Origin of the sequence: Woodsholea maritima DSM 17123, from assembly GCF_000382325.1 — a bacterium.
In the GTDB taxonomy this organism is placed as follows: domain Bacteria; phylum Pseudomonadota; class Alphaproteobacteria; order Caulobacterales; family Maricaulaceae; genus Woodsholea; species Woodsholea maritima.
The window spans coordinates 446829-466677 of the sequence record NZ_KB908056.1; the positions used below are offsets into that span (position 1 = coordinate 446829).

The 19849-nt window shown below is 56.2% G+C and carries 17 protein-coding genes; 7 read left to right on the top strand and 10 right to left on the bottom strand.

The features are described from left to right. Positions 1-57 precede the first annotated feature (57 nt). The 3 genes from H151_RS15220 to H151_RS0102210 all read left to right on the top strand — a co-directional run bounded on the left by H151_RS15220 (position 58) and on the right by H151_RS0102210 (position 1669). Positions 58-498: a pilus assembly protein N-terminal domain-containing protein gene (locus tag H151_RS15220; protein ID WP_019959990.1), complete on the top strand. Its 441-nt coding sequence runs from the start codon at positions 58-60 to the stop codon at positions 496-498. Between the two features lie 78 nt (positions 499-576). Continuing rightward, complete coding sequence (locus H151_RS0102205; RefSeq protein WP_019959991.1) at positions 577-1113, top strand: TadE/TadG family type IV pilus assembly protein; 537 nt, start codon at positions 577-579, stop codon at positions 1111-1113. 13 nt (positions 1114-1126) lie between these two features. Further along, positions 1127-1669 (top strand): TadE/TadG family type IV pilus assembly protein, encoded by a 543-nt coding sequence (locus tag H151_RS0102210; RefSeq protein ID WP_019959992.1) that lies wholly within the window; start codon positions 1127-1129, stop codon positions 1667-1669. Here the strand turns inward: H151_RS0102210 and H151_RS0102215 are convergent. From H151_RS0102215 to H151_RS0102240, 6 genes are all read right to left on the bottom strand, one after another. Continuing rightward, the gene (locus H151_RS0102215; RefSeq protein WP_019959993.1) at positions 1666-2484 is read right to left on the bottom strand and encodes an aminotransferase class IV; all 819 of its coding nucleotides are present in this window, start codon (positions 2482-2484) and stop codon (positions 1666-1668) included. The two genes, H151_RS0102210 and H151_RS0102215, sit on opposite strands and share 4 nt — an antisense overlap. Continuing rightward, positions 2484-3785 (bottom strand): anthranilate synthase component I family protein, encoded by a 1302-nt coding sequence (locus H151_RS0102220; RefSeq protein WP_019959994.1) that lies wholly within the window; start codon positions 3783-3785, stop codon positions 2484-2486. Before H151_RS0102220 ends, H151_RS0102215 begins: the two co-directional genes overlap by 1 nt. A gap of 17 nt (positions 3786-3802) precedes the next feature. Then, a complete protein-coding gene (locus tag H151_RS0102225; RefSeq protein WP_019959995.1) occupies positions 3803-4579 on the bottom strand; it encodes a tyrosine-protein phosphatase in 777 nt (258 codons plus the stop codon). 111 nt (positions 4580-4690) lie between these two features. Beyond that, entirely contained in the window at positions 4691-6187 is a 1497-nt protein-coding gene (locus H151_RS0102230; RefSeq protein WP_019959996.1) for an AMP nucleosidase, read from the bottom strand. A 23-nt stretch (positions 6188-6210) separates the two neighbouring features. Then, positions 6211-6429: a hypothetical protein gene (locus H151_RS0102235; protein WP_019959997.1), complete on the bottom strand. Its 219-nt coding sequence runs from the start codon at positions 6427-6429 to the stop codon at positions 6211-6213. 96 nt (positions 6430-6525) lie between these two features. After that, a complete protein-coding gene (locus H151_RS0102240) occupies positions 6526-7830 on the bottom strand; it encodes an alkaline phosphatase family protein (protein WP_019959998.1) in 1305 nt (434 codons plus the stop codon). Between the two features lie 153 nt (positions 7831-7983). Between H151_RS0102240 and H151_RS0102245 the strand changes: the two genes are divergently transcribed. Beyond that, positions 7984-10554: a bifunctional aspartate kinase/diaminopimelate decarboxylase gene (locus H151_RS0102245; RefSeq protein ID WP_040758290.1), complete on the top strand. Its 2571-nt coding sequence runs from the start codon at positions 7984-7986 to the stop codon at positions 10552-10554. Positions 10555-10791: 237 nt separating this feature from the next. Continuing rightward, a complete protein-coding gene (locus H151_RS0102250) occupies positions 10792-11658 on the top strand; it encodes an ABC transporter six-transmembrane domain-containing protein (RefSeq protein WP_019960000.1) in 867 nt (288 codons plus the stop codon). Between the two features lie 530 nt (positions 11659-12188). Here H151_RS0102250 and H151_RS0102255 read toward each other — a convergent pair. Next, positions 12189-13229 (bottom strand): ribonucleotide-diphosphate reductase subunit beta, encoded by a 1041-nt coding sequence (locus H151_RS0102255; RefSeq protein ID WP_019960001.1) that lies wholly within the window; start codon positions 13227-13229, stop codon positions 12189-12191. Between the two features lie 354 nt (positions 13230-13583). On the opposite strand from H151_RS0102255, the gene H151_RS15225 reads away from it, so the two are divergent. Together H151_RS15225 and H151_RS0102265 are read left to right on the top strand one after the other, a co-directional pair. Next, entirely contained in the window at positions 13584-14564 is a 981-nt protein-coding gene (locus H151_RS15225; protein WP_019960002.1) for an alpha/beta fold hydrolase, read from the top strand. Positions 14565-14567: 3 nt separating this feature from the next. Then, positions 14568-15737 (top strand): trans-sulfuration enzyme family protein, encoded by a 1170-nt coding sequence (locus tag H151_RS0102265; RefSeq protein WP_019960003.1) that lies wholly within the window; start codon positions 14568-14570, stop codon positions 15735-15737. On the opposite strand, the gene H151_RS0102270 is transcribed toward H151_RS0102265, so the two are convergent. The 3 genes from H151_RS0102270 to H151_RS0102280 all read right to left on the bottom strand — a co-directional run bounded on the left by H151_RS0102270 (position 15734) and on the right by H151_RS0102280 (position 19787). Then, entirely contained in the window at positions 15734-16714 is a 981-nt protein-coding gene (locus H151_RS0102270; protein WP_019960004.1) for a lipid A deacylase LpxR family protein, read from the bottom strand. The two genes, H151_RS0102265 and H151_RS0102270, sit on opposite strands and share 4 nt — an antisense overlap. A 37-nt stretch (positions 16715-16751) precedes the next feature. Further along, entirely contained in the window at positions 16752-17657 is a 906-nt protein-coding gene (locus H151_RS0102275) for a lipid A-modifier LpxR family protein (protein WP_169336693.1), read from the bottom strand. Between the two features lie 240 nt (positions 17658-17897). Further along, positions 17898-19787 (bottom strand): ribonucleoside-diphosphate reductase subunit alpha, encoded by a 1890-nt coding sequence (locus H151_RS0102280; protein WP_019960006.1) that lies wholly within the window; start codon positions 19785-19787, stop codon positions 17898-17900. Positions 19788-19849 lie beyond the last annotated feature (62 nt).

The window sequence follows — 19849 nt, forward strand, 5'->3', positions numbered from 1 at the left end:
ACCCTTCATTCACCGCCCTAAGTCATGATAGCGCCAACCCATCTATTGAGGCAGGCTATGATCCGGCATTTCGCACTTGCAATTTTGACCCTCGTTTTATGCAGCGCAGGCGCTTTGGCCGCCCCGATTGAAGCGCCGATATATAAAACGACCCTGTTGCGCCTGCCTGAACCCGCCACCACCTTAGCGGTGGGCAATACCAGCATTGCCAGCATCGCCCTGCATGACGACCAAACCGTATTGATTACCGGACATCTCGCCGGCACAACCAATATGTTAGCGCTCAACGAAGCTGGCCAGGTGGTTTATGTGGCCGATATTCATGTCGCCGCGTCCGATGAAAACGCGCTTCGCGTCTTTCGCAATACCCGCCGGGAAAGCTATAATTGTGCACCAGACTGCGTCGCCAATCCAGAACCTGGTGATGACAAAGACTGGTTCGACGACATGAATGACGAAATCAATAAAGAACGCGTATCGCTGACACCGCGCAACTAAGTCTTAACCACTCGCTTTCACATCGCTTTAAGCACATGGCGCTAAAGTCACGTCTCAAATGACGAAGGGGCTGGCGCGGTGTTGAAACGGCTGAAATCCAAACTCGAAGGCTTCAAACACGCCCAATCGGGGGCCGCTGCGGTTGAGTTCGCGCTCATCGCACTGCCCTTCTTTGTGCTGTTATTTGCAATTCTAGAAACAGCTTTGATGTTTGCGACCAGTTCTATCGTTGAAAACGCGACCCAGATTGCCGCGCGCACCATTCGTACCGGTCAGGTGCAAAATGCCAATTCTCCCGACCCTGCCGGTGCGTTTCACAATACGATCTGTCGGCGTATCGAAGTCATTGCCGATTGTGCCCGGTTAAGTGTGGATGTGCGCCAACTCAATGGCTTTGGCGGCGGCGCGCCCGCTATCCCCATGGATTCCAGCGGCAATCTCGACACCGGTTCCATGCAATTTGATCCTGGTGATGCCGGTGAGGTTGTGCTGGTCCGGGTCTTTTATCGGTATAAATTCCATACCCCAAATGTTGGTCAAGGTTTGGCCAATCTGCCGGGCAATGAACATCTGATCATGTCGACCACCGCGTTCAAAAACGAACCGTTTAAGTAAGGGGAAGATGACCATGTTCACACGTCTTACCTCTCTACTCAAACGCTTCATTCGCGATCAAAAGGGCTTATCCGCGCTGGAATTTGCCTTGATTGCACCGGTCATGCTGGGGTTGTATCTGGGCTCGGTTCAAGCCACCTTGGCGCTCAATGCAGACCGTAAATTGGCCGCAGCGGCCAATACAGTCGGCGATCTGGTGACCCAGGATGACTTCATAACCACCAATGAAATGACGCAAGTCTTTCAGGCCGCTGATCTGATCTTTGCGCCCTATAGCACCGACAGCTTGGCCATGGTCGTGACCTCGGTCGTGCTGGATTCTGAAGGCGATCCGATTGTCCATTGGAGCTCTGCGCGCGGCACGAATGCGCTGCTTGTTGGCTCTGATGTGGACGCCCCGGCCAATTTAATTGATCCGGGCGGGTCCATCATCATGGTCAAAGCCGATTACGCCTATCACAATCTGATTGGCGGCAGTGAGCTGGATGATCTTCATATGCGCAAAACCGTCTATCTGCGCCCACGCATCTCGCGCATTGTGACCCGTATCCCTTAAAGCGCGCAGGTTAGCGCTAAGATCTGATCACGAAGCGGGCAGATTTGATCCAAAGCGCGCCCGTGATAGGACTGCGCCGCCATCATCCCGATCAAAGCATTGGTAAGCAGGATCGCGCTGGCCTGATCGAGCACGGCAGGCGCAAACGTGCCTTCTTCAATCTCCAGGCCCGCTTGCTGAAGAGCGGCCATCACCCGTGCGCGCATTGTTCCGGGCATCGCCCCGGTGGAAAGCGCCGGGGTATAAATCCGCTCATCGGTAATCCAGAACACATTCGCACAATCGGCTGAAGCGATATGGCCTTGAGGTGAACCGATGAGCGCCATGGTGCCGCCGCCCTGGCGGGCGAGATGCCGCGCGGCAATCATTTCGCCATAGCTGGTAGATTTAAACTGACTAAAGGCGCTGGCGCTATTGCGGCAAACATCCTTGACCCAGATCAGATGCGGGGCCTGCATTCGCGCCAAGGGGGCCATCTGCATCACCACCCGGCTGTCAGAGAAGGGCTCGACTGAGAGCCCTCGGCCCAAGCTGGCGCGTGTGACACTCAAACGAAGCACACCGGTCTGCCCCTTCAACGCTTCAGCCAGGCGCGGCAAAGCGCCCTGACAGGCCGTCCAATCGGGCGCATCCAGCCCCATCAGCGCCAAGCCGCGCCTCATGCGCGCTTGATGGTCCGGCCAATGGCGCGCCTCACCGCCCTGCCAGCGCAAGGTTTCAAAGACGCCATCACCCAACAGAAATCCGCGGTCGGTAAAGGTTAGGCCCGCCTCATCGGCAGGGTAAAATTCGCCATCGCAATAAATCTCGCTCATCACCCCTCCAGCGCCGCGCGGATCGCGGCCAGCTTGGCATGGGTTTCATCCAACTCGTGCTGGGGCTGAGAATCAATGGTAATCGCCCCGCCTGAGCGCGCTTCTAAAGTCCAATCCGCGCCATGACGCACACAGGATAAAGTGCGGATCATCACGTTTAAATCAGCAGAGCCTGCCCCATCCAGCCAGCCCATCGCGCCACAATAGGCCCCACGCGACACCCCTTCCAGCTCAGCGATAATCTCCATCGCGCGGCATTTGGGGGCCCCGGTGATCGAGCCCGGTGGAAAGCTGGCCGCCAGAAGATCATAAACATCGCGGCCCGGCTGTAACTGACCTTCGATGGTGGAGACCAGATGGTGGACATTGGCAAAGCTTTCAACTTTGAAAAGCTCCGGCACTTTTACCGATCCGGCCTGACAGACGCGCGCCAGATCATTGCGCATCAGATCGACAATCATCAGATTTTCTGCGCGGTCTTTAAGACTGGCTTCTAACGCTTCGCGCGCGCGTGCATCGGCTTCAGGCGTTTTCCCGCGTGCGCGCGTGCCTTTGATGGGCCGCGCCTCAACCCTTCCCGTCTCAAAGAATTTTAAAAACCGCTCCGGCGAATTGGTAACGATGACGCGGCGCTCATCCAGACAGAAATAGGCGGAAAACCCGGCTGCACTGGTCTGGGCTAAGCGTCGAAACACATCATAGGGCGCGGCCTCGCCTTTGATCGCGCCTTGAAAAGCGTGTGACAGATTGACCTGAAAAATATCACCCGCACGCACATAATCACGCGCACGCGCGGCGGCGTTCAAATACTGCCCATCACTCCAAACCTGATCAAGCTGGCCCGTGGCTGTGGGCGCGGGCAAGGCCGCCGCCCCCAAGGCATCGGCCAGACGGGCGCAGGCATCAGGGTCTACGCCGCGCACGATCAAGCTTTTCTCATCATGATCAAAGACCGCCACTGCGCCATACCAACCCATGGCGATTTTCGGCCAGGCGCTGATCCCATCGCTTAAACGCGGGACCGTTTCAAAGGCTTGACCCAGATCATAAGCCATCAGCCCGCAATAACCGCTGTGAAAGCCTTCACCCTGTCCCCTTAAAGGGCGCGCCTGTTCACGCAGGCGAGAAAAGCCGCGCGCAGCGTCTTCATCCTCAATCGTGAAGTCGGGAAAGGCACAAATATAGCTGAAACGCCCGCTCGCCTTGGCCCCACCGCCATATAAAAGCTGGCTATAGGCCACCCCCTTCAAGGGCGCGAAGGCCACCAAAGGACATCGCCAAGAAAGCTCGATCACACTCATGACCTGGCGATATAGGCTTAGCCCGCCTTGATCACCAGACGTTCGCGCAGCTTTGCCAGATCGGCCTCACTCACTCCGACCGCATCACGCCAGTATTCACTGGCATCTTTGATCTCATCAAAGGCGGCGTCCAGATATTCGCCCTCAACGCCCAAGAAGGCGCGCATCGCCTCATCACTCATCGTGCGATCAAACTCAGTTTTGATGCGCTGATGATAGCCCGGCATGATCACGTCGAAATCGACGGCGGTATTCGTCATCATATAATCATCGAGAATATCTTGATAGGAGACACCCAGCTCCGCCTTCAAGAAGGCACAAAACAGCCCCGTGCGATCCTTACCTGCCGCGCAATGGACGATGAAACCACTGTCGGCGGGCGAATGGGCCAAAGCCTCAATCGCGGATTTAAAAATCGCGATATTGCCCGCATCAAAGGGCAAGCGGCGATAGGTATCACGCATAAAGCGCTGAATATTCTCAACGCTGAGATTAGATTCGCGCAGAAACACAAAATGCGGCGGCTCTTTATCGCCGACATGATCGGAGGCGAGCACAGTGACGCCCGCCTTCTCGCCCCACCATGAAGGCTCAATCTCACGTTCTTTGGGCCGGCGCAAATCCGCCACCACGCCAATGCCCAGCGCCTCTAAAGTAGCGCGATCGGTTTGCGAGGCGCGCGAGAATTGGCCGGAGCGATAAAGCCCATCTACCAGCTGGCCATCCTGACAGGCATACCCGCCAAAGGTCCGAAAATTGTGAACACCCTCCAGGGGGGTATGGCGCGCGCTCATGGTCTCGCTCCTCATCGGGTCCGACATAAAGCCCTGCCTATAGGCCGCTTTGGTCAAACCCGCGAGCGATAAAATATGATGCTTTTTTAAAATTCCAAGGGTTCGCGAGGCTTAACGGAAGGGCGGCTCGTCAAAACTGCGCAATTTTCGCGAGTGCAGCGCGCCAGAACCTTCCTGCTTGAGAAGCTCAATCGTTTCAACCCCCGCGCGAAGATGCTCTGACACCGCGCGTTGATAAAAGAGGTTCGCCGCGCCCGGCAGCTTCAACTCCCCATGCAGCGGCTTATCCGAAACGCACAGCAAAGTCCCATAGGGCACACGCAGGCGGAAGCCATTGGCCGCAATGGTCGCCGATTCCATATCCACCGCGATGGCGCGTGATTGGTTGATGCGCCGGGCCTCTTGCTGGTAACGCAATTCCCAGTTGCGATCAGCATAGGTCACGACCGTGCCGGTGCGCATGCGCCGCTTCAAGGCCTCACCAGTATCCCCGGTGACTTTACGCACCGCGCTTTGCAAGGCGATTTGCAGTTCTGCGATGGGCGGGATCGGAATTTCGCGCGGCAGATCGCGGTCCAATACATGATCATAGCGCAGATACGCGTGCGCCAGCACATAATCGCCCAGGCGTTGGGAATGGCGCAGCCCCCCGCAATGGCCAACCATCAACCAACATTCCGGGCGCAACACCGCCAAGTGATCGGTGATGGTTTTGGCATTCGATGGTCCAACCCCGATATTGACCAGGGTGATCCCGCGCCCGCCCGGGGCCTTCAAATGATAGGCCGGCATCTGGAAACGCCGCCAGGGTGCATTGCTGACCTGGGTCACCGGATCTTCACTGGTGCCATCTACGCTGACAAAGCCGGCCGCGCTTAAGGCGTTATATTCATTGTCCGCGCCCAGTTGATCGACGGCCCAGGCGACGAATTCATCCACATAGCGATGATAATTGGTGAAGAGGATATATTGCTGAAAATCCTCAACCGGGGTGCCGGTATAATGCTGGAGCCGTTTGAGCGAATAATCGGTTCTGGCCGCATCAAACAGGGATAGCGCGCGCACTTGATCGGCATCAAACAGCTGCGCCCCATTGGGCAAGCTATCATCGACCAGGCTGAGATCGGCATACGGGAAATGGCGCACCAGATCGGCGACCTCCACCCCATCCAGATCTAAATCCGCCGCCCCATCCAGCACATAGGAGAAGGGGATTTCCTGGGTTGAGAGCCCGGTCTCAATCGCGATCGGATATTCCCCGGCCAATAACGCAATCTGCTCCGTCAAATAGGCCTGAAACAAGCGCGGCTGAGTGATGGATTGGGCATAGACCCCACTTTCGGAGAATTTCCCGAAGGCGCGGCTGACCGGCGGGACGGAGCCTTCCGGGCGATAGGTAATGCGCAGTTCTGGATAGGCAAAACCGCCTGAACGGCGCTGCGCGCCATCAGGCAGTTCACCATGATCGAGATAGGCCCGAAGGGCTTCACGCAAATGGGACACCGATTGATCAAACAATCGGATCAGCTCGCTGACCGCACTTTCAGCACTAAGGTGAGTGGTAAAACTCTTTGAGACATCGTGTGGTGCGACCGTGGCAATACCCATTTTTTCCTCGTTTTATTATCGGGTTAGCCTCCATGATTTTTGACGAAGGTGACACTGAATAACGGCTTACCCTCAAAGGCGGGAGCCGTTTTGCCATCTTCATCAATCATCTGGAAGGTAGAGGGCTCAATACGCCCTTCCATATGATAGCCCCTTTTTGCCATCTGTCCGCGGTGAAATTCAAGCGCGGCGGCAGAAAAAGTGTGGGCCAGATAGGTAATACGATGGGGTTCGTCGTTCATGGGGGATCTCCCTCCTTATGGATTGTTTTCCTCTAGGAGAGAGATCCTTCCAAATTCAACGCGTACTGAAAAGTCTAAAATTGTGAAATTATAGTCCTAGTGAAAGCTGGGGCAGCTTTGGCTCAGCAAGCTTTCCACCAAAGCGGCATCGCCATCGGTCTGCGCAGGCTCCAAGCCTAAGATACACGCAATCATCAGATAGACATTGACGTTTTCAAAGCTGTCCGGACGGGCACCCACCGGGAATGCCGGACCCTGGCCGATGAAGGTCGCATGCATATCTTTTTCGCGGTTATCATAGCCATGATTGCCAGGAATGGGCGTCGGCCATTGCGGCTCTGGCGCGCGCAAACGAATAGAGCGGCCCAGATCGGCTTCGACAAACAGATCCGCCCCGCGATCTGGATGGTTGAAATGATAGGTCTCTGGCAGAGCATCCCGGCGATAGACCTGCATGTGCGGGTTCACACCGTTCAACGCATCATAAACCGCATCCATATCCTGGCCATCGTGTTCGGCAAAGATCTGCACAAAGGGATGATAGCTATTGCCATAGCGCCCTTCCAGCTCGGGCACATAAATCCCGTCGAGCGAGACATAATCATCCAAATAGATGTAGTCGCTTTGCAGAGTATGGGTCATGCCGTGGTCAGAAACGATAATGATATTGGCCTGATCGCGAAGGCCCAAAGCCTCTAACCCGTCTAAGAAAGACGCGATGGTTTGATCGACCAGAGCAATCGCCTCACCTTCTTCTTCGCTTTCAGGGCCGAACCGGTGCGCGGCGGTGTCTACAGCCGACATGTAGAAGGCGACAAAGCCCGGACGCTCATCGCCTTCGCGCGCCAGCCAGCCGAGCACTTCTTCAACGCGCTCATCATAGGGTTTATTCTGATCAAAAGGACGCCATTCTGTGGGACGAACGCCCTTGATGGGCGCTTCTGAGCCCAGCCAGAACATCACACCCGTGCGCACATCTTGTTGCTCGGCGGTGACCCAGATCGGCTCTCCCCCCCACCAGCGCGCTTCGCCGGGGCTGGTCTGATTGACGAAGCCCTCACCGAAGGCGCGATCATAGGGCGCGTTGGTCACAATCCCGTGATGTTCAGGATAAAGCCCTGTGGCCAGAGAGTAGAAATTGACAAAGGTTTTGGTCGGCATCACCGGGATCATGCTCTCAGGACGCATGCCATTTTGCGCTAAGCTCTGCAAAGTTGGGGCATTATGGCGATCAATCGCATCCCAACGCAGACCATCCACGCCAATCATCACGACAAGCGGTGCCGCATTGGCGTGCATATCCGCCACACTCGCAGTGTCCTGACCATCTATCTCGTTTTGCGGTTCGTGAGCACAAGAGGCCACCACCAGAGAGAGAAAACTCAACAAAATCCGACGCATAACCACCTCCCAAAAGTTGTAGGACGCACCTTAGCGCTTCCACACGACAGGTCCATGACATGATGAAGCTTTTGCGCATGCGAAGACAACGCGCTAGGACAAGCCGCCCTTGGCCTTTTGCCCAGGGCTTAGTGTTTGAAGGAATGAAAAAGGATGACTACGCTGACTTCGCCTTGGATCGTCATGAAATTCGGTGGCACCTCTGTGGCCCAGCCGAAAACGTGGGGTCTGATTGCGGAGCTGGCGCGAAAACGGATCGAGGACAAGCGAAAGGTCCTCATCGTTCATTCCGCGCTGTCTGGCGTATCTAATCTTTTGGAAGCCTTGCCCGAACAGGCCCTGAAAGGCCATGGCGAGGCCAGCGTCAAAGCGATCAAGCTGCGCCATCTCGATTTTGCCCGCGATGCCAAGCTCGAGGGTCAGGCCTTGCTGGCCGAGCATTTTTCGCGCCTGGATCAGCTTGCCGCCGGGATTGCCCTGATCGGTGAGGCGAGCGCACGCGTACGCGCTGAACTGATGGCACTGGGTGAGCTGATGGCCTCGGCCCTGGGATTGGCCTGCCTCAAGGCCCATGGCCTCAAACCCTATGGTTTGGATAGCCGTAGCGTGATGAAAGCCGCTTTTGAGGGCGAAGATGCGCGCGCCTATCTCGATAACGCCGTTGAAGATGGCCCCGATAGCTATCTACAAACGCGCCTGGATGATTATCAGCTGGTGTTGGCCCAGGGCTTCATCGCCTCGAACGCGCACGATGAAACGGTGCTGTTGGGCCGCGGCGGGTCTGACACCTCGGCGAGCTATTATGCCGCCAAGTTAGAGGCACAAAGCGTTGAGATCTGGACCGATGTGCCAGGTCTCTTCTCCGCCGATCCTCGCCTCACCTCCGGCGCACGGCTTCTGTCCGCGCTCAGCTATGAGGAAGCCCAGGAAATCGCCACCATGGGCGGTAAAGTTCTTCATCCGCGCTCTATTGGCCCAGCCCGGCGTGCGGGCATTCCCATGGTCGTGCGTGACACCTTCCGCCCGGAATTACCCGGTACGACCATTACCGAAAAGCCCGGCGATGATGCCCCGGCCCTCAAAGCCGTTTCGGTTAAAACCGGCGTGCGCCTGGTGGTCATGGAAGGCTCCAGCATGTGGCGCCAAGCCGGCTTCCTGGCCGAGATTTTTGCCTGCTTCAAACACTGCGGCGTCTCGGTCGATCTGGTTTCAACCTCTGAAACCAATGTCACGGTCTCACTTGATCCCGATCCAGGTCTGGATGAAGCGCGTTTGCAGCGCTTGAAAACGGCGCTGGAGGCCTATTGCCGCGTTCAGATCGTGGAAAACACCGCCGCCGTCAGCCTGGTCGGTTATGGTGTGCGCCGGATCCTGCATAAACTCGCGCCCGCCCTGGAAGTCTTTCAAGATAAGCCAATCCGGCTCGTCTCTCAGGCGGCCAATGACCTCAATTTTACCGTTGTCGTGGATGAAGATGAGGGGCGCGCCCTGGCCGTACGCCTGCATGACGGCCTGATCGGGGATGCAGACGGCCCGGTCTTTGGCCCCAGCTGGGCGGAAATCACCGCGCCGGTCAAAGCCAAGCCCCAGCGCCCCGATCCCTGGTGGCGGGCCAAACGCGAGCAACTTTTGCAAAACGCCCCGCGTGAAGGCGGGCTTTATGTCTATGACCGCGAAACCGTTCATGCGCGCGCCCGCGCCATTGCCGGTTTGAAATCGGTCGACCGCGCCTGGTTCGCCATGAAGGCCAACCCTCATCCTGAGCTGCTGAAAACCGTTGAGACCACGGGCGTTGGCTTTGAATGCGTCTCCCTGGGAGAGGTCAATCGCGTGCGCGAGGTCCTGCCCGATCTGCCCATGGATCGGATCTTGTTCACGCCCAATTTTGCCGCGCGCAGTGAATATGAAGCCGCTCTGGCGCTAGGCACGCATCTGACTTTGGATAGCCTGCACCCGCTGCACCATTGGCCCGAATTGTTCAACGATAAAAACGTGATCGTGCGCCTTAATCCTGATCGCCCGCGTGGCCATCACCAGCACGTCAAAACGGCTGGACCCAAGGCCAAGTTCGGCATTCCGCTCGATCAGCTTGATGACTTAAAAGCTGCGGTGGCGAGCAGCGGGGTCAACGTCATTGGCTTCCATTGCCATGCGGGCTCCGGCGTGACCGAGCCAGATCACTGGAAAGAATTGGGCGCTATTCTCGCCAAGGCGGCCGAGCATTTCCCCGACATCCGCATTTTGAATGTGGGCGGGGGCCTGGGCATTCCAGAAAGCGCCGATGCGCCAATTTTGGATCTGGAACTGGTCGACCAAAATCTCGCAGATTTGCGTAAAGCCGTCCCCGATTACCAAATCTGGATGGAGCCGGGCCGCTATCTGGTGGCTGAAGCCGGCGTTCTGCTCACACCCGTCACCCAGATCAAAATGAGCTTCTCTACGCGCTTTATCGGTACTGGCACGGGGATGAACAGCCTTATTCGCCCTGCGCTTTATGGCGCGCGTCATGAGATTTATAATCTCTCCAAGCTGGATGAGGCCCCTTCCGGACTGGCCTCTATCGTCGGGCCGATCTGCGAAAGCGCCGACCTTTTGGGGGCCGACCGTCTGCTCCCCGAAACTGAAGAAGGCGATATCCTCATCATCACCGAAACCGGGGCCTATGGCCGGGTGATGAGCTCGCATTATAATCTGCGCGAACCCGCAGGCGAGCTGGTGATTTAATCACTCACGACTTCGCGTAAATGATCAAAGGCGGAAGGGGGCCCCTTCCGCCTTTTTTATGCTTTCAAAGCGCTATGACTTGGCGCGCGCCCTTTCGGGCACCGCATCATCCTTGATTATTCCTGCGGGCTTAGCGCGAAGACCGAGCCGTCTTCCTCCAACCATACCGGTTTTGACCATAATTGACCGCTAGGCCCGTTTTACGCTGACCCTCTCAGCGCGAAATGGAGCGCCCCCATGTCCTCTGACGCCTCACTTGAGCCCAAACCCATCACCCATGGCCAATTGTTTCGCCAAAATTGGCTGAAAATCACCGGCACCTTCGCCCTTCTCGCCTTCGAGAACCTCTTTACCTTGATAGAGCCTCTGGTCCTGGGCATCGCGATCAATGGCCTGATCGCCAAGGAATGGACGGGCTTTGCCCTCTTGTGTGCGGTCATGGCTGGTAGCCTCACCGTTGGCACTTTGCGCCGCGTGTATGATACACGGGTGTATGCAGGCATTTACGCCAAAGTCGGCGCGGATCTGGTCGAGCGTGAACAGGCCAAGGACGCCCCCCTCTCGCAGATCAGTGCGCGCGCCAATCTGATCCGCGAAGTCGTCGATTTCTTTGAAAACGAACTGCCCATTGCCTTGACCGCCGCAATTAGCCTCTTCGGGTCGGTGATCATGATCGCCTTCCTGAACGGGCGGGTATTCTGGGTGACACTTGGCGCATGCCTAGCTGTCACTGCGATTTTTGCCATCGCCAGCCCGCGCATTAAACGCCTGAACAAAGCGCTGAATGATGAAATAGAACAGCAAGTTGCCATCTTCGAAAGCCGTGAAAAGGCGCGCCAGCGCAGCCATTTCAAAACGCTCGCACGCTGGCGGATTTCTCTATCAGACCTAGAATCGCGCAATTTCGGCCTGACCTATCTCTTGATCATCCTGGCCATCCTCTTTGGGCTGTATGATGGCATTATGCGCCTTGAGGCTCCCGTCGGAACCGTCTTTGCCCTGATGACCTATCTGATGCAATTCGCCGAAGGCGTGGTGATCCTGCCTTATACCTATCAACAGCTCTTACGCACCCAGGACATAACTGGCCGGGTCAATGGGTAAGCCTGTTTAGGGCGCTAAACTGAAGTGGACGCTCCCTATGTCACCCCAAACTTGATTTGGGGGCCATGCCGAGCGGGTGGAGCACGCTCACGCCATGGATGCCAGATCACGTGTGGCATGACAGAGGGGTGTGCTCCTCTGTTTACGGGGGAGCTGTCAGCGAAGCTGACTGAGGGGGCATGACAACACAGACGCTTACACTCAAAGCATACCCATAGTGTCATCCCGGAGAAGCGTTAGCGCTCAAGTAGCCGAAAGGCGGTAGCGCACTCAAAGTCGCGAGCCGGGATCTATTGTGTATGCCGTCAAAGTACATAGATCCCCGATCAAGTCGGGGATGACAGTGTTACTTAATCTGCAAAGACATAAAAACGCCCCCTCCGGTCCTGACGGACCACCTCCCCCGCTTCGCAGGGGAGGACAGGGTCACATATGTCATCCAGAACTTGATTTGGGGTCCATGCCGCGCGGGTAGAGCAAGCTCACAGCATGGGTCCCGGCTCAAGGCCGCGATGACAAGCACTCAGACCTTACTCCGCGGGTACGTTCAAAGTCCGCTTAGCCGATTTCCACTTGTCAAAGTTTGACCAAACACCGGCATCGCCATGCCAATCGCCTTTGGTCGCGCCTTTGGAATATTCCGTGGCACGCGCTTCGAAGAAGTTGGCGTGCTCTACCCCGTTAAGGATTTCAGTCAGCCAGGGAATGGGATGTTCTTGAATGCCATAAATCGGATCAAGCTTGAGCTGTTTCATGCGCCAATCGGCGATATAGCGGATATAGTTTTTGATATCCTGCGCGGTCATGCCTTCGACCTCACCGGCCTCGAAGGCTAGCTCGATGAATTTATCTTCCAGCTTCACAACGGTCTGACAGCAATCAGCGATATTGTCTTTGACCGCCTTGGTCAGCGCCCCGGTTTCCGCAGCAAAGGTGTGGAACAGCTTGATCATGCCTTCGCAGTGCAAGCTCTCATCACGCACCGACCACGACACGATCTGGCCCATGCCCTTCATCTTGTTAAAGCGTGGGAAATTCATCAACATGGCGAAAGAGGCAAACAGCTGCAGCCCTTCGGTAAAGCCGCCAAATACGGCCATCGAGGTTAGGATATCCGCCTCTGTCTCGACGCCAAATTGACCTAGATAATCATGCTTGGCGGCCATTTCCTCATACTCCATAAAGGCGGAGAATTCAGAATCCGGCATGCCGATGGTTTCGAGCAAAAGCGCATAGGCCGCGATATGGACGGTTTCCATGTTGGAGAAGGCTGCCAACATCATGCGCACTTCAACCGGTTTGAAGAGCGGCATGTAGTTTTCCATATAGTTCGCGCCAACTTCGACATCCGACTGGGTAAAGAAGCGGAAAATCTGGGTCAGCAGATTACGCTCTTTATCGGTCAGCTTCACGGCCCAGTCTTTACAGTCCTCGCCCAAGGGCACCTCTTCCGGCATCCAGTGAACCTGTTGCTGGCGCTGCCAAAACTGATAGGCCCAAGGGTATTTGAACGGCTTGTAAGACAAGCTGGGCGCCATCAGGCCTGGAAGATCTGTAATAATTTTGCTCATCGCTAAACACCCTCACACGTCGCGCATCGCTCTATTCAGTTGAATTTAGACCCAATTGCGCAGAATCATAGTCTGTAAACTGTAACCTCAGTTTATCTACATATAGTATATCAGCACGTCTGAATACCGACGGGTAGTGGTTTTCCCGCAAAAAACCCACAATCGGGCGCATGCGTCGCACCGTGTAATTAAAAATCACTGGACCCCACATAAACATATCTTTATATCTTGGCTTGCGCCGATTTGAAGTCAGCTTGCGGGCGCGTAAAAAGTACGGCTAAAGCGATGCGTGAGCCTCCACCCATCCTTTGGTCCCCGTAAAACGGCGCAAGCGCAAAAAGACGTGGATGAAGAATGACGACAGCCTTGGCCTCTAACGTGATCACCGCCTTCACCCCAGCGCAGCCCGAGCGAAATACGGCCGCGATGGAGGCTCAACCGCTGCGCCGCGCCCTGCGCGCGACGGTGACCTTGGCCAATGGGCAACGCGTTCAGGCCCGGGGTCAGATCTTAGGGCCCCAAGGGGCTCCCGCCTACATCGTATTAGGCGGGGTTTCCGCCAATGACCAATTATGTCCCTGTTTTGACGATACCGGCTGGTGGCCCGGCATTGCGGGCATCGGTAAAGCGCTGTGTCCAAACGCCTATCAATTATTGTCGGTGTGTTTTTTGGGCGAAGAGGTTCGCCCCTTCCCCACCCTGGACGATCAAGCCCAAGCGATTATGGCTCTTGCCGATCAAGCCGGTCTCGATACTTTTGGCCTGATCGGAGCATCCTATGGCGGCACGATCGCCATGACGATTGCAGCCCACCATCCTGAGCGCGTCACCGCCTTAAAAGTATTAAGTGCTGCGGCCCGGCCCCATCCGATGATTACAGCCTGGCGCTCCATCCAGCGTGAAACCGTCAAAATGGCCCGCGATTTAGGCGCGCCGGAACAGGGCGTTGATCTTGCCCGCCGCCTGGCCATGACGACCTATCGCACCCCGGATGAATTTAAAGAGCGCTTCCTCGATCCAAAGCCCGGCAGCCGCGATGAAGCCGGGATTGAGGCCTATTTAGAGGCGCGCGGCAAAGCCTATGCCCAGAAAACCAGTGCGGAACGGTTTCTGGCCTTGTCCTATTCCATGGACAGCGCCAATGTCGCGGTAGAGCGCATCACCGCGCCTACGCAGTTTTTTGCCGTCGATGAAGATCGTCTGGCCCCGCCAGAAGATATTGCTGATACGGCCGCGCGCATGGCCCATGCGCGGATCACACGCCATTCCAGCCTCTATGGCCATGATGCATTTTTGAAAGATATTGAGGCGGTGACCCGCTTCTTGACGGAGTAAGCCATGACTGAAAAGCCCACCCCCACCGAACGCTTTGAAACGCGTGCGGCCCGGGCCGGTATTAACCGCGATCCAGGCTATAACTCCGTTGTTGCGCCAATTTGCGTGTCTGCGACCTTCATCCGTGAAGACGCCACAAAACCCGGCGGTTTTGATTATGCGCGCACCAACAACCCCACCCGCCAGGTCTTCGCCGATGCCGTCACGGCGTTGGAAGGCGGTGCGGGCACGGTCGCGACGACATCGGGCATGGCCGCCATTGATCTCTTGTTCAATGACCTTCCCATCGGGGCGCGCATTGTGGCCGCCCATGATTGCTATGGCGGCACCCACCGCCTGCTAGATGCGCGCGCCCAGGGCGGGCGCTTCAGTGTGGATTATGTCGATTGCACCGATTTAGCGGCCTTGGCTGCGGCATTAGAAAGCCCAGCTCACCTCCTGCTCTTAGAAACGCCGTCAAACCCCCGCATCCGCATCACCGATCTCGAAGCAGCCGCCAAACTAGGTAAGGCCGCCGGGGCCATCGTCGCGGTGGATAACACCGTGCTTTCGCCCGCCTTGCAGCGCCCGCTGGAGCTGGGCGCGGATGTGGTGGTCAGTTCTGCAACCAAGCTGATCAATGGTCATTCGGATATGATTGGCGGGGTTTTGACCGCGAAAGACCCCGATCACGCCGAACGGTATGCCTGGTGGGCGAATGCGGCGGGAACAGGCGCGGCGGCCTTTGACTGCTTCCTGGCGCTACGCGGTCTACGCACGCTGCCCTTGCGTGCCAAAGCGCAATCAGACACCGCGCTGAAAATTGCGCAGTTTCTCGATGCTCACCCGCATGTGTTGCATGTTGATTATCCTGGCCTTGCCAGCCACCCCGGTCATGAGATTGCCAAGCGCCAGCAATCGGCCTTCGGGCCTTTATTGGCCTTTGAGGTCAAAGGCGGACTGGACGGCGGGGCGAAAATCCTGCGCCAACTAAACCTCTTCACCCTGGCGCAATCTCTGGGCGGGGCGGAAAGCCTGATCAATGTGCCCGCCTTAATGACCCATAAGGCCATGACGCAAGAGGCCCGCGATAAAGCCGGGGTTAAAGATGGGCTATTGCGCATTTCTGCCGGTCTGGAGGCCGCAGAAGACCTGATCGCCGATCTCGATCAAGCTTTACAGGCCTTAGACTAAAACCGCCGTGTCAGGGCGATCGCACCAAACTGGTCGCTGCCGTCCTGACCAATAAATTGCTCGGTACGCACCACATAGGTGAAGGATGCCCGCCATGGCCCGCCATAAAGTGCGGCCCCGGCCTGAAGATCGCCGGTCACCCAACGCTTATCCACGCGTGGGCTATCGCGATAGGTATTGCCATCTAAAAACAGATCGCGGCCCACCAGATACCCCCCAACGCCAACAAACAGATAGCCACCCAGATTCTGCGTCGGCTTAAAAAGGCTCGACGGACCTAAAGCCGGGCGCAGGCGCGGCGGGGCAAATTCAGCGCCCAGATCGCGCCCGATGCGCACACTGCCGCCAGCAGAAACATCCGTACGTACCGTCCCCAAGGTGAGACCGCTATAGAGCACCACATCGGTTTCCAATGGCCCTAAGTCCGGCCCCGGATGACGGCGCATACGCTGCGCGGACAGGGCAAAAACCAGCTCATCATGCAGTTGATGATCCCAGCCACGTGGCTCTTGGCCATCAATCATTTTATGCCAGTTTTGCTGAACGAATTTTCCCCCGGCACTGGGCCCCACCAGGCCGATATTCAGCTGAACGGTATGTTGCTCATACTCACGACGCGCGGCGACAAAGAAACTGCCCGTGAGATAGCCCGCATAGGGCCGATCATCTTCAGGGGGATTGTCCAGGCTGATGTCACTCGGGGTATAAAGCACATGGGCAATCGCAACACCCTGGCGCAAATCAGCATCGCTGAGATCAATAAAGGGAATATTGCGCGCCAATCGATTGAGCAGGGGGTGGACATCATTGGCCGCCGACACAGCTTCCAAACGCACACCATTAGTGTAATTGCGATCGGTGCCACCAAAAAGATCATTCTCGATCAGCAGAGAAATCACCGGGCGATCGGAATATGCGGGCGGTGGAGGTGTGTCCGTCTGGCTCGATTGCGCCTGAGCCATCGCGCTCGACAGCATTGTGATCGTCGCTAAACCAAAAGCACAAAGCCCGGACTTAACGACGCCAGGTAAGCGTGAACGCCCCAAAGCCTTCACTGGTATCCCAAGAATGGTTTGGCAAAGAATAATTGGTTTCACGATGGATATAAGCCACAGATAAGTCAGCTTCACCAAAGCGCATCGCAAAACCAGCCTGGGCATCACCCACAATGGCTTGCGAATTCATCGAAAAAGCTGAGCGCATATTCAGTCCCTCAGAGACATCATACACCACTGTGGTTTGATCCGCACCTGCAAAGAAATACCAGGCCGGACGTTCGCCATCCTGATCGAAGTCTAAATACTGACCCAAACGCACGCTTGCACCGGCCTGCGTCGCGGTGCCGCCGTCGGCAATGGCCACACCCGCGCGCGGGGTCCAGCCATAATCCAGACCGCTCTCACCGCCGGGCGCATCTAAGGCCCATTCATAGCGCAGTCCCACCGCACTGAACGTGTCTTGACGGCGCCCTTCACTAAAGAGCCCTGCGTTCAAATCATCGTTGAACTGGCTTTGTGTCGCGTTCAACAAGGCCCCAGGCTTAGACGGATTAAATAAAGACAAGACGATACGCCGCCCATCCTCCGCCTCAGCCAATGTGGCCTCCTGGCCAAAGTCCACCAGGCGTGGGCTGCGGTAATCGTGCGCGATCTGCGCATCGAGATAGTGGCGCGTAAACCGCGCAGCCACAGGCTCCAACCGGACATCATCTTGATACGGAGGAAGGGATGTCGTTGTGAAGGCACTGGCCTGGCGGCTCTCAAAAGGGGCTAACACCAACTCGCTGGCAGACTGAGAAGCAATTTTTGCAGACAGCCCCTCTTGCAAAGCTTGCTCTTGCGCCCCACATGGACCTGAGAACAGGACGAAAGCCATACCACATGCGCCATTAAGGCCTTGGTATAGTATTCCCTTCGCCATTCCTGACTCTCCCATCTCCAAACATGCCCGCCGCTTCAAGGCGCATTGGACATGCTGTACCCAACTGACAGTATAACACCGTTTGCGATGTTTCGTTCCTAAAAATCGCCTCAATTGAGTAAATGGAGTGTTGACAACTTGTACGGATCTTAATCGTAATTTGCCCCTCATACGCTAAAAATAAAAACGCCCCAGACCCTTAGGTCTGAGGCGCTTCCATTGTGATCATTTTACGAAGTTTTATTGACAGGCAAGACACTCTTCATACTCGGTCGGCGCTGCGGCCTCCGCTGAAGCTTGAATGTCCGACTTCTCAGACGATCCGGCATAAGCGGCGCGCTGTACAGATTTCGAGCGGCAGTAATAGAGCGATTTGATGCCCTTCTCCCACGCGGTCCAGTGCAGCATGTGCAGATCCCATTTATCAACATCACCCGGCAGGAAGATGTTCAAAGACTGGGACTGACAAATATAAGGCGTACGATCTGCCCCATGTTCAATAATCCAACGCTGATCAATCTCAAACGCGGTCTTGAAGATGTCTTTCTCGTCCTGGCTCAGACACTCAAGATGCTGAACCGAGCCTTCATGCTCAAGAATACTCGCCCATACTGAAGGCGTGTTTTCACCCTTGGCTTCCAGAACCTCTTCCAGGAAAGGGTTCTTCACCGTGAAAGAGCCTGACAAGGTCTTGTGGGTGTAAACATTGGCCGGAATAGGCTCGATCCCTGCGGACGTCCCCCCGCAGATGATGGAAATCGAAGCGGTCGGCGCAATCGCGATCTTGTGCGAGAAGCGCGCTTTAACACCGCTTTCAGCGGCATCCGGGCAAGGCCCACGCTCTTCGGCGAGCTTCACAGACGCCTTATCGGCGGCCTGGCGCATATGCTTGAAGAGTTTGCGGTTCCAAGAACTGGCCATGGCCGATTCAAACGGAATGCCCAGCTTTTGCAGGAAGGAGTGGAAGCCCATCAGGCCCAGCCCCACCGAACGCTCACGCATTGCAGAATAAACCGCGCGCTCCATCTCCGCCGGTGCCCGGTCGATAAAGTCCTGAAGGACATTATCCAGGAAGCGGAAAATATCTTCGATGAATAGCTCATCATCTTTCCACTCTTCATACTTTTCAGCATTAAGAGAGGAGAGACAACATACCGCTGTGCGTTCCTGGCCATGATGATCAAGGCCCGTGGGCAACATGATCTCAGAGCATAGATTGGACTGATAGACTTTCAGGCCCAATTTACGCTGGTGCGCAGGCAGCGCCTTATTCACCGTATCAGAATAGATGATGTAAGGCTCACCGGTTTGCAGACGCAATTCCAGCACTTTTTGCCAAAGCTTACGCGCATTAATCATACGGATAACTTCACCGGTCTTGGGCGAGATGAGGCCATATTCCTCATCATTTTTGACCGCTTCCATGAAATCATCGGTAATATTGATACCGTGGTGGAGATTGAGAGATTTCCGGTTGAAATCGCCGGACGGCTTACGGATCTCCAGGAATTCTTCGATTTCCGGGTGGTGAATGTCGAGATAAACGGCGGCGGAACCGCGGCGCAGCGAGCCTTGGGAAATCGCCAAGGTCAACGAATCCATCACGCGAATGAAGGGGATAATCCCTGAGGTCTGACCATTTTGGCCAACCTTCTCACCGATAGAGCGCACCGCGCCCCAATAGGTGCCAATGCCGCCGCCATTAGAGGCCAGCCAGACATTCTCATTCCATGAGCCCAAAATCTCATCGAGCGAATCCCCGACAGAGTTCAAGAAGCAGGAAATGGGAAGGCCGCGCTCTGCCCCACCGTTCGAAAGAACGGGCGTGGCCGGCATGAACCACAGGCGTGACATATAATCATAAAGGCGCTGGGCGTGATCGGTGTCATCGGCATAGGCCACGGACACGCGCGCAAACATATCCTGATAGCTTTCACCCGGCAGCAGATACCGGTCGACAAGCGTTTTCTTGCCAAACTCGGTCAAGAGGTCATCACGCGTTGCGTCTGTCTTTACACCCTCAACGACAGACAGTTTTACGGCCTTAGGCTTACCGCGGCGCACACGGGGAGCGTTCTGCGCGTCGAGCTGTGCTGCGGCTACACGATTGGCCGAATCCAAAGGCGTCATCTTACCTTGCTCCAAAATCGTCCGGATGCGTCAGAAAATCAAAATGGACTGACCTGAACCCG

Excerpts from the sequence above, each read along its gene's own strand:
- H151_RS15220 (WP_019959990.1), top strand. The coding sequence starts at position 58 with ATGATCCGGCATTTCGCACTTGCAATTTTGACCCTCGTTTTATGCAGC.
- H151_RS0102210 (WP_019959992.1), top strand. The coding sequence starts at position 1,127 with ATGTTCACACGTCTTACCTCTCTACTCAAACGCTTCATTCGCGATCAA.
- H151_RS0102215 (WP_019959993.1), bottom strand. The coding sequence starts at position 2,484 with ATGAGCGAGATTTATTGCGATGGCGAATTTTACCCTGCCGATGAGGCG.
- H151_RS0102220 (WP_019959994.1), bottom strand. The coding sequence starts at position 3,785 with ATGAGTGTGATCGAGCTTTCTTGGCGATGTCCTTTGGTGGCCTTCGCG.
- H151_RS0102225 (WP_019959995.1), bottom strand. The coding sequence starts at position 4,579 with ATGAGCGCGCGCCATACCCCCCTGGAGGGTGTTCACAATTTTCGGACC.
- H151_RS0102230 (WP_019959996.1), bottom strand. The coding sequence starts at position 6,187 with ATGGGTATTGCCACGGTCGCACCACACGATGTCTCAAAGAGTTTTACC.
- H151_RS0102235 (WP_019959997.1), bottom strand. The coding sequence starts at position 6,429 with ATGAACGACGAACCCCATCGTATTACCTATCTGGCCCACACTTTTTCT.
- H151_RS0102240 (WP_019959998.1), bottom strand. The coding sequence starts at position 7,830 with ATGCGTCGGATTTTGTTGAGTTTTCTCTCTCTGGTGGTGGCCTCTTGT.
- H151_RS0102245 (WP_040758290.1), top strand. The coding sequence starts at position 7,984 with ATGACTACGCTGACTTCGCCTTGGATCGTCATGAAATTCGGTGGCACC.
- H151_RS0102250 (WP_019960000.1), top strand. The coding sequence starts at position 10,792 with ATGTCCTCTGACGCCTCACTTGAGCCCAAACCCATCACCCATGGCCAA.
- H151_RS0102255 (WP_019960001.1), bottom strand. The coding sequence starts at position 13,229 with ATGAGCAAAATTATTACAGATCTTCCAGGCCTGATGGCGCCCAGCTTG.
- H151_RS15225 (WP_019960002.1), top strand. The coding sequence starts at position 13,584 with ATGACGACAGCCTTGGCCTCTAACGTGATCACCGCCTTCACCCCAGCG.
- H151_RS0102265 (WP_019960003.1), top strand. The coding sequence starts at position 14,568 with ATGACTGAAAAGCCCACCCCCACCGAACGCTTTGAAACGCGTGCGGCC.
- H151_RS0102270 (WP_019960004.1), bottom strand. The coding sequence starts at position 16,714 with ATGCTGTCGAGCGCGATGGCTCAGGCGCAATCGAGCCAGACGGACACA.
- H151_RS0102275 (WP_169336693.1), bottom strand. The coding sequence starts at position 17,657 with ATGGCGAAGGGAATACTATACCAAGGCCTTAATGGCGCATGTGGTATG.
- H151_RS0102280 (WP_019960006.1), bottom strand. The coding sequence starts at position 19,787 with ATGACGCCTTTGGATTCGGCCAATCGTGTAGCCGCAGCACAGCTCGAC.